The 9,429-nt window shown below is 39.1% G+C and carries 6 protein-coding genes, 1 tRNA gene and 2 pseudogenes; 5 read left to right on the top strand and 4 right to left on the bottom strand.

Annotation, left to right across the window (positions count from 1 at the left end; all coding sequences use genetic code 11):
• Positions 1-739: 739 nt before the first annotated feature.
• The 3 genes from CUN59_RS22325 to CUN59_RS10785 all read right to left on the bottom strand — a co-directional run bounded on the left by CUN59_RS22325 (position 740) and on the right by CUN59_RS10785 (position 1,954).
• On the bottom strand, positions 740-865 hold the full coding sequence (locus CUN59_RS22325; protein ID WP_279327300.1) for a hypothetical protein: 126 nt from the start codon (positions 863-865) through the stop codon (positions 740-742).
• 244 nt (positions 866-1,109) lie between these two features.
• Positions 1,110-1,182, bottom strand: a tRNA-Ala gene (locus CUN59_RS10790).
• A gap of 43 nt (positions 1,183-1,225) precedes the next feature.
• Positions 1,226-1,954 carry an HAD family hydrolase gene (locus tag CUN59_RS10785; protein WP_104387844.1) on the bottom strand — a complete coding sequence of 243 codons (729 nt, stop codon included), beginning with the start codon at positions 1,952-1,954 and terminating at the stop codon, positions 1,226-1,228.
• A gap of 261 nt (positions 1,955-2,215) precedes the next feature.
• Here CUN59_RS10785 and CUN59_RS10780 point away from each other — a divergent pair.
• Together CUN59_RS10780 and CUN59_RS10775 are read left to right on the top strand one after the other, a co-directional pair.
• Positions 2,216-2,677, top strand: a pseudogene (locus CUN59_RS10780) (RtcB family protein); the annotation flags it as partial.
• Between the two features lie 387 nt (positions 2,678-3,064).
• Positions 3,065-3,784 (top strand): annotated as a pseudogene (locus CUN59_RS10775) (RtcB family protein); the annotation flags it as partial.
• A gap of 186 nt (positions 3,785-3,970) precedes the next feature.
• Here the strand turns inward: CUN59_RS10775 and CUN59_RS10770 are convergent.
• The gene (locus tag CUN59_RS10770) at positions 3,971-4,228 is read right to left on the bottom strand and encodes a hypothetical protein (RefSeq protein WP_104387843.1); all 258 of its coding nucleotides are present in this window, start codon (positions 4,226-4,228) and stop codon (positions 3,971-3,973) included.
• A gap of 621 nt (positions 4,229-4,849) precedes the next feature.
• On the opposite strand from CUN59_RS10770, the gene ppsA reads away from it, so the two are divergent.
• The 3 genes from ppsA (at position 4,850) to CUN59_RS10755 (ending at position 9,311) form a co-directional block, all read left to right on the top strand.
• The gene (gene ppsA, locus CUN59_RS10765) at positions 4,850-7,285 is read left to right on the top strand and encodes a phosphoenolpyruvate synthase (protein ID WP_104387842.1); all 2,436 of its coding nucleotides are present in this window, start codon (positions 4,850-4,852) and stop codon (positions 7,283-7,285) included.
• Positions 7,286-7,538: 253 nt separating this feature from the next.
• Positions 7,539-9,062, top strand: coding sequence for a pyruvate kinase (locus tag CUN59_RS10760; RefSeq protein ID WP_104387841.1), 1,524 nt, complete (start codon positions 7,539-7,541; stop codon positions 9,060-9,062).
• 57 nt (positions 9,063-9,119) lie between these two features.
• Positions 9,120-9,311 (top strand): type II toxin-antitoxin system HigB family toxin, encoded by a 192-nt coding sequence (locus CUN59_RS10755; protein ID WP_104387846.1) that lies wholly within the window; start codon positions 9,120-9,122, stop codon positions 9,309-9,311.
• Positions 9,312-9,429: the final 118 nt, after the last annotated feature.

The raw sequence follows: 9,429 nt of genomic DNA, 5'->3' as shown, positions 1-9,429 counted from the left end.
AAAACTTTTTGGTTTACTGATCAGAGCTAGTCCACAAGAAAAAGCGCGAGATGTAGCTGTTTTTGCTTACCAAGAACGTCAAACTATTAAGTCAGTCTAATTTAGTTTACGAATCCGAACCTTGAAAATATAATATAGATACAATAGCGCCGTAGTTCATGCTCCTTGGAGTCTCTGTACTATGAAAAATCTGGCTTAGTTTGGCAGTTGGAAGACTGTCATGCTTTCTGAGCCTGGTAGCTGCCCGCTTCTGATGCTGCTGTCGCAAGACAGGATAGGTGCGCTCCCAGCAATAAGGAGTAAGGCTTTTAGCCATAGTCGTTATTTATAACGATGTGGATTTCCACAGTGGTGGCTACTGAATCACCCCCTTCGTCGGGGGAATCCTCTCAAATCTTTTTTTTGGCGAACCATAAGCGGGGTCAAAAACCCTGGGGATCTGCCAAAACATTGAATCCCTTGTCCAGTATTGATTTGACTCATTTGAAGAGTGATGAATGTCCTCCATTGAGAGCAAAAAAACAGATTTTTTAACAGGTTTGCCAAAATCGCATCTGGAAACCTGTATTGGCAAGGGTCTAGACGGGTGCGGTTTCAACAACCATCCCGACTAGGGGTGGGTTGAAAGATCATTCTAAGTGAGATTGGTGGCTCTACTACAATTGGTTTCAACTACCATCCCGACTAGGGGTGGGTTGAAAGTAACCATCTCCCGTTGTTGCCTGTATTGGAAATAGTTTCAACTACCATCCCGACTAGGGGTGGGTTGAAAGTAGATAAATTTGCCAAGAATATATTTGAGCGTTGCAGTTTCAACTACCATCCCGACTAGGGGTGGTAAAAAATATAGGTTATTGACTTGCATTAACCATTAAAATGGTTGCAAAATAGAAATGATCATGGGAGGGTTGAAAGGAGTGCTGCGATCAAACACATATCAATAATCATAATTTATTGTATTGTGCAGTCAATGTTAAGTTCATGCGACATTAATTTGCGAAAACTTAGAATAATTAAATTGACTCGGAAAAACAACCACCGCGACATTAATTTGCGAACAACGACACTAAATTGCGAAAAGCGACATATAATTTGCGAATGTACAACAATGGAGAATAGGAGACTCGAACCCCTGACCTCTGCGGTGCGATCGCAGCACTCTACCAACTGAGCTAATTCCCCTTATGAGTGCTTACATTAGCAACTCTAGAATACATTTTATATATTAACATTCAGGAACAGCAGATTTCACATCTTTTTCTAAAAAAACTTCCTGTACCCGTTGTAAATCTAAATCAATCAAATAATCAATTGTCCAATTTGCTTGACGTTGCAACATATGGAAGGGGTAAGTATTCGCTAAACCTACCACTTGCATTTGAGCGCGTTTAGCTGCTTGAATACCTGCTAAAGTATCCTCAATTACTAAACATTCATCAGGTTGTAAATTTAACTCAGGATATACCTGATTCATCCGTTCAACTGCCAGCAAATAACCTTCAGGACTGGGTTTACTGCTAGTAATATCATCCCCCGACACAATTACAGGAAAGTATTCAGTTAATTTAGCAGCGTTTAAAACCGCTTGAATTTCTTGATGTAAAGAATCACTAACTAATCCCATCTTCAGATGACAGGAACGAATCTGAAAAATTACATCTTCAATTCCAGAAGACAAAGGCAATTTTTCCAGCTTTTCCAATTCCAGGAGATAAGCTTGCGCTTTGCGAGTGAGTAACACAGACATATATTCTGGTGTCACTACCCTACCACGATTTTTGAGCAAATCTTGAAAATAAGCGCGATCGCCCCTAGCCAAACTAGCTTGATGTTCTTGCACCCGTCCAGGTTGGAGATTTTCCTGCACAAGAATCTCATCTATCAATTTTAAGTGAATTGATTCATCCTTGATAATGACACCATTGAAATTAAATAAGACCGCCTTTAAACTCATGTAAATACGCCAAAAAAATAGTAAATCAGATCCTCACCCATAATTATTATGTATTTTGGTGTGGATTACCAACAAAGATCCCCCACTTCTGAAAAAATGCCGTTATTAGAGTAGGGGTAATTCATGAATTACCCCTACGCAATAATATGGGTTTTAACCACATCTTGCGTAAGTCCTATAGAGTTTTTCTGATCAAAATTTGACAAATAAACCTTAATGTAGTATAAATGTAGTATAAGATAAATAGCTGATTACTTTTTTATGCCCTACGAACAATTAGGAATTACCACACCCCACCCCGTTTTATCTTGGGCAAATCATCCCTTAGGCTCAGATGAAACCAAAATGGCCAAGAATGTAGCCTCCTTGCCATTTGTATTTAAGCACGTAGCCTTAATGCCCGATGTCCACTTAGGCAAAGGCGCGTTAGTTGGTTCAGTAATTGCTACTAAAGATGCTATTATTCCTGCGGCTGTGGGTGTAGACCTGGGTTGCGGTATGAGTGCCATTAAAACACCATTTACAGGTGAAAAATTAGAAGGCAAACTCAAGAAAATACGCCTCGATATTGAAGCTGCAATTCCTACAGGATTTAATGAAAATAAAGATGTAGAAAAAGCCGTAACTAACTGGCAAAAATGGCGGAACTTTTCTAATTTGCATCGGGGTGTGCAAGACTTAGAAGGTAAAGCGATGAAACAAATGGGTTCTCTGGGTGGGGGTGAAAGATTGCCCCATCTTACAGTAATGTAGGATTAAAAACTCGTCCAAATCGGTGAAAGCTGCGATCGCTAATACCGAGGGAAGCGGTAAAACGCCCCGTAGAGAGTAGAGGGACTTGGGCATCCTAATATATATTTAGGATGAAGGTGTACTCCGAACTATACCGAACTTGAAGGTATAGAATCAAGCAGAAATGACTTGATCAATTGCTACTTTCATTTATGATATTGTGGAATTATGGAAACCACTAATATCACACTCAATCACCCTGATTATGCCTACCTATTCAGTTGAGTTTTCAATGGAAGTATTAAGTAGAAGTCGAAGCAGTATTCAACTTAGACGGTGGAGACTGCATAAGCTTAACTAGCAATTAGTAACAAATTGAATCATTTCATAGAAATTTGTCTCGACACAGAAAACCAAGTTTGGTTAATGTTACATTCTGGTTCACGGAACATTGGTAATAAACTTGCACAATGCCATATTGACACAGCCAAAGAATTAGCAAAAATGGCAGGTGAGAAATTACCAGATCCAGATTTAGCTTATTTTGTCGCTGGTACACCAGAATTTAAAGCCTACTGGGAAGACTTACAATGGGCGCAAAATTATGCACTTTTTAACCGTGATGTAATGATGGAACGATTTAAAAAAATCGTCGAAAAACATCTATCAGGAGGGAAACCATTTAAACCTTTATTAGAGGTAAATTGTCATCACAATTACGCCGAAAAAGAATTACATTTTGGTGAGGATGTGTATGTCACTCGTAAAGGTGCAGTTCGCGCTCAAACCGAAGATTATGGAATTATTCCTGGTTCAATGGGAACAAAATCTTTTATTGTGAAAGGTAAAGGAAATGCCCATAGTTTTTGCTCCTGTAGTCATGGATCTGGGCGGTTAATGTCAAGAACTAAAGCTAAAAATGTCTATAATCTTGATGATTTAATCGAGCAAACCAAAGGTGTAGAATGTCGTAAAGATACGGGACTTTTAGATGAAATTCCTGCTGCTTATAAACCCATTGAACAGGTAATGGCAAACCAATCTGATTTGGTGGAAATTGTGGCAACTTTGAAACAAGTTCTTTGTGTTAAAGGGTAAATTTTCAGAAATGGCTAACCCACGCTACCGCTAACGGCACATTACGTGAACGCTATCAGGATATTCAGGATAGATGTACAGGAGATAGATTTTCGTGTTTGATTGAGAATAGCCGATACTAATTCTATATGAAGTTGGGCTATATTTCTGTAGGGGCAATTTATGAATTGCCCCTAAAATGTGTAATTACACATGAGATAAAATCTTTCTGTGCCACTTACCTTCCAAGTTTAATCTTAACCCATCTCGTTGATGTGACTGACCATAATGATCTGACGTGAATATGTCTTTAGCGAGTTTAGCCAAAATGGGTTTTGGAACTTCGGTAGTGTGACCCTGGGTTAAAACTGGCATTTCTTGCCAACAACTACGACAAAACCAGTAGCTTTCAGAACCACGGATGTGGTGTAAAAGAGAATCCGTACAACAAGGGCAGTAAGGCATAATGGTTTCACATCCTTTTATTAAAAGTGGTTGGTGAATAAAATTTTTATCTAATCACGAAAAATACTTATAGCGGTATGCACTTGAATGAGATACAAACTTGACCGAAAAACCTTACACCAAAATCTTTTCAACTCTGCTCACCTGTCACCTGCTATATAGTCATTTCTTGAAGTGTAACTTGTAAATATGAGGATATTGTGAAGATATTTACAAAAAAAATATATTATGTAACATTTCACCATATTATCGCTACATTTATTTACAATCCCATCTATAACTATCTTTAATTTCGCTTATATTTATCATTGTATCTGATGCTGATTCTGACACACAAAAATACCCCCTGCCTTCCTCCCTGAGTCAGATGGAACAGCAAAGCCAGAAGGTAAATATAAGTAACTTCACAGGACAATCCTCTGGCTTTATAAATGTTTACAGAGCATCAACTATTTACTATCAAATACTTTTTCCCACTCTTAGCAATCGGAAGATATCAGTAAATATATCTTCACAAGATCCTCAAAATCTCTGGGTATAAAAATAGTGGGTGAGTAAAAAGACAACAAAACCCCAAAGACTGAATTAAATAACAGAAAATATTTTAAGGAATGGAACAATATGCTGGAAATTAAACGCAACCAAGAAAATAACCAGCTTCCCCAACAAGCTTTAGTATTACCCTTTACTTCCGTGGGAATTGCAGATATTCCCCTAGTAGGTGGTAAAAACGCCTCTTTAGGGGAAATGATTCAACAACTTGGACCCAAAGGGGTGAAAGTTCCCACTGGGTTTGCTACAACTGCTTATGCTTATAGATACTTTATTATTGGGGCTGGTTTAGAAGCCAAACTAAGAAAGATTTTTGCAGATTTAGATGTCGAAGATATGGATAATCTGCGGGAATGTGGCAAACAAGCCAGATCATTAATGTTAGAAACCCCATTTCCCTTAGAATTACAAGAAGCGATCGCTCGATCATATCAAACTCTATGTCAAGAATACGGTATAGATACTGACGTTGCTGTGCGTTCCAGTGCCACAGCAGAGGATTTACCAGATGCCAGTTTTGCCGGACAACAAGAAACATATCTCAATGTTCATGGACTTCAAGGCGTATTAGAATCCTGTCATAAATGCTTTGCTTCTATATTTACAGACCGGGCTATTTCTTACCGCCAAATTAAAGGTTTCGATCATTTTGAAGTTGCTTTATCAGTCGGTGTGCAAAAAATGGTACGTTCTGACCTAGCATCCTCTGGCGTAATGTTCTCCATTGACACCGAAACAGGCTTTAAAGATGCAGCCTTAATTACCGCAGCTTACGGTTTAGGTGAAAACGTAGTTCAAGGGGCAGTTAACCCAGATGAATATTTAGTATTTAAACCTACCTTAAAACAAGGGTATAAACCCATCCTCCAAAAACGTTTGGGGACAAAAGAAATAAAAATGGTTTATGACCTTGGTGGGTCAAAATTAACCAAAAACATCCCCGTTCCCGAATCAGAACGCACCCAATTTGCCCTTAATGACCAAGAAATTTTGCGACTCGCCAAATGGGCTTGTATAATTGAGGATCATTACTCCCAAGTCCGAGGTATGGCAACACCGATGGATATTGAATGGGCAAAAGATGGCGTAACTGGTGAATTATTTATCGTCCAAGCTAGACCAGAAACAGTTCAATCTCAAAAATCAAAAACCGTCCTTAGAACTTATCAACTGAAAGAAAAAAGTCAAGTTTTATTAACAGGTCGTAGCGTTGGGGAAATGATCGGTCAAGGTAAAGCCAGAGTTATCCTTGATGTACATCAAATCAATTTATTCCAACCTGGAGAAGTGCTAGTTACCAACCGCACAGACCCAGACTGGGAACCAATTATGAAAAAAGCTAGTGCTATTGTTACTAACTCCGGTGGTAGAACCTGTCATGCGGCAATTATTGCCAGAGAAATGGGTATTCCGGCATTAGTTGGTTGTGGTGATGCCACAACAGTTCTAGAAACTGGACAAGAGATAACTGTTAGTTGTGCCGAAGGTGAAACAGGTCAAGTTTATGATGGTTTATTAAACTTTGAAATTCGAGAATTACCTTTAGATAATTTGCCTCGTATCCGTACTAAAATTATGATGAATGTGGGTAATCCTGAAGAGGCATTAGGTTTAACCGCAATTCCTAATGATGGTGTTGGTTTAGCAAGAATGGAATTTATCATTGCTAACCATATTAAAGCCCATCCTTTAGCATTATTACATTTTGACGAATTAGAAGACGAACTTGCTAAATATAAAATTAGCGAGTTAACAGCCCAATATGAAGATAAAGCTGAATTCTTTGTTTCTAAATTGGCTCAAGGTATTGGTACAATTGCCGCAGCATTTTATCCCAAACCTGTAATTGTCCGTTTGTCCGATTTCAAGAGTAATGAATATGCAAATCTCTTGGGTGGTAGACAATTTGAACCCAAAGAAGAAAACCCGATGATTGGTTGGCGTGGTGCTTCTCGTTACTATGACCCCCGTTATCGTGAAGGTTTTGCCCTAGAATGTCAAGCCATGAAACGGGTAAGAGATGAAATGGGTTTAACCAATATGATTCTCATGGTTCCTTTTTGTCGCACTCCAGAAGAAGGTAAACGGGTATTGGCAGAAATGGCTCAAAATGGCTTAGTCCGAGGAGAAAACGGCTTAGAAGTTTACGTAATGTGCGAATTGCCCAGTAACGTTTTATTAGCGGATGAATTTAGCCAAGTTTTTGACGGCTTCTCCATTGGTTCTAATGATTTGACCCAATTAACATTAGGATTAGATCGAGATTCGGAATTAGTTGCCCATCTCTTTGATGAACGCAATGAAGCTGTAAAACGGACAATAGCAAAAGCGATCGCTACTGTCAAACAACATGGTCGTAAAATCGGCATCTGTGGACAAGCACCCAGTGACTATCCAGAATTTGCCCGTTTCCTCGTTGAACAAGGTATAGATTCTATCAGTCTCAACCCTGATTCTGTCATCAAAACAATGTTAGAAATTGCTGTGGCAGAAAAAGGGGAATAGTTGATGGTTGACTGTTGACAGGTGCTACGCTACGGTGACAGGTGATAAAGGGGGTAGGGGAGAAGAAAGAAATTAATTTTGCCCATTCCCCATTCCCCATTCCCCATTCCCTATTCCCCATTCCCTGTTCCCTGTTCCCTGTTCCCTGTTCCCTGTTCCCTGTTCCCTATTAGAAAATGTGGCAGCAAAAGGTGAATTTAAATATTCTGAATCAACAGAATAATTTTAAATTTGTGGAGTTGAATTTACTAATATGCAGTCTACTCATCTAGAGATGAAAAATGAAGGATTAGACCTATCTGATCCTCGGATTTTATTGACTACAATACAACAACTTCGCCAAGCTGTTGTTCAGGAAGGCAGAGAAATATTTGAACAATGGCAAACAGAAATTCACCGCCCATCATTTATTAATAGTAGTCAAAATCTGGCCTATTATTTAGCCCTGAGAAGATATGATTTAAGAGAACTCCAAGCAGCTTTAATGCCTTGGGGTTTGTCTTCTTTAGGAAGAATAGAAGCCAAAGTTTTACCTACCTTAGATGCTGTGATTGCCACATTAAAAGCAGTTTGTCGCACAGATAACGATTCTATCATTACACATCCCCCTTTAGAAGCATTTTTTGAAGGCGATCGCTTACTACAACAAAATACAGAAGATATATTTGGTAATACTCTCCATCACCGTCGAGTCCGCATCATGGTGACATTATCAATAGAAGCTGCTACCAACTACGAATTTGTCCGGGATCTCCTGCATCAAGGTACAAACTGCGTCAGAATTAATTGCGGCCATGATACCTCCGTTGAATGGTTAGCAATGATTAATAATGTGAAAAAAGCAGAATTAGAATTAGGAACTTCTTGCAAAATTCTCATGGATTTGGGTGGTCCAAAAACCCGGATTAAATTTGCGATCGCTCCCAGTCCCAAACAACGGATATTTAAAGGTGAATCTCTGGTTCTCACCCCTGACTTACCCACCACCATTAATTCTCAATGTTTTCAAGCTAGTTGTACAATTCCAGATGTATTAAAAGAATTAAAAATTGGTACAAGAGTGTGGATTGATGATGGTAAAATAGGTGCTTATGTTGAGGCGATTACACCCGAAGGCGTATGGTTAAAAGTCACCCATGCCCGTCTTAAAGGTGAAAAACTTTTACCAGATAAAGGCATGAATTTTCCTTACACCGACTTACATTTAAGTTCCTTAACAGACAAAGATAAACGAGATTTAGACTTTATTGCTGCCCACGCTGATCAAGTTGATATTATCGGTTATTCCTATGTGCAAACCCCTGAAGATATTCAACTTTTGCAACAAGAATTAGCCGCCAGATTACCAGAAAATTGTCCCATACCCGCTATAGTTGCCAAAATAGAAACACCACTTGCTGTTACTAATTTACCCGAATTAATTATTCAAGCCGCAGGTAAACAACCCTTTGCCATTATGATTGCTAGGGGAGACTTAGCCATTGAAATTGGTTATGAACGACTAGCAGAAATTCAAGAAGAAATACTCTGGTTATGTGAAGCCGCCCATATACCCGTAATTTGGGCAACGCAAGTATTAGAAAACCTCGTTAAACATGGAATGCCATCACGGGCAGAAATGACCGATGCCGCCATGTCAGAACGAGCAGAATGTGTCATGCTCAATAAAGGTGGTCATATTGTGGAAGCCGTAGGCATTTTAGATGATGTCCTCACCCGAATGCAAGCCCATCAAGTCAAAAAAACCCCCCAATTAAGGGCATTACATTCTTGGTAAACCTAGGGGCGGGGTCTCCCCGCCCTCAAAATACGATGCACTTTGATTTTTAAACCCATGCGAGTAATTAGTCGGAGGAGTTTACGAGAATTTTGGGAAAAACACTCAACAGCTAAAAATAGCTTATTATTATGGTATGACAGAATAACTAAATCTTCAATTGAGAACTTTGCTCAATTACGTCAACTATTTCCTTCTGCTGATTTAGTTGGTAACTTCACCGTTTTTAATATCAGTGGTAATAATTAGGGTTTGCTGACTAAAAGTTGTCTGTGAGGAGAGGGAACAGGGACAGTCTTAACTGGGAACAGTTTCAACTATCTGAGTAAGTTTCCCAGGTATGATTAATTTGGGCATCCCATAAACC

The organism is Cuspidothrix issatschenkoi CHARLIE-1, assembly GCF_002934005.1.
Classification (GTDB): Bacteria; Cyanobacteriota; Cyanobacteriia; order Cyanobacteriales; family Nostocaceae; genus Cuspidothrix; species Cuspidothrix issatschenkoi.
Note: the sequence above shows the minus strand (reverse complement) of the source record. Positions and strands in the feature narration are given on the sequence as shown.

Excerpts from the sequence above, each read along its gene's own strand:
- CUN59_RS10760 (WP_104387841.1), top strand. The coding sequence starts at position 7,539 with ATGCAGTCTACTCATCTAGAGATGAAAAATGAAGGATTAGACCTATCT.
- CUN59_RS10770 (WP_104387843.1), bottom strand. The coding sequence starts at position 4,228 with ATGCCTTACTGCCCTTGTTGTACGGATTCTCTTTTACACCACATCCGT.
- CUN59_RS10785 (WP_104387844.1), bottom strand. The coding sequence starts at position 1,954 with ATGAGTTTAAAGGCGGTCTTATTTAATTTCAATGGTGTCATTATCAAG.
- CUN59_RS22325 (WP_279327300.1), bottom strand. The coding sequence starts at position 865 with ATGCAAGTCAATAACCTATATTTTTTACCACCCCTAGTCGGGATGGTA.
- CUN59_RS10755 (WP_104387846.1), top strand. The coding sequence starts at position 9,120 with ATGCGAGTAATTAGTCGGAGGAGTTTACGAGAATTTTGGGAAAAACAC.
- ppsA (WP_104387842.1), top strand. The coding sequence starts at position 4,850 with ATGCTGGAAATTAAACGCAACCAAGAAAATAACCAGCTTCCCCAACAA.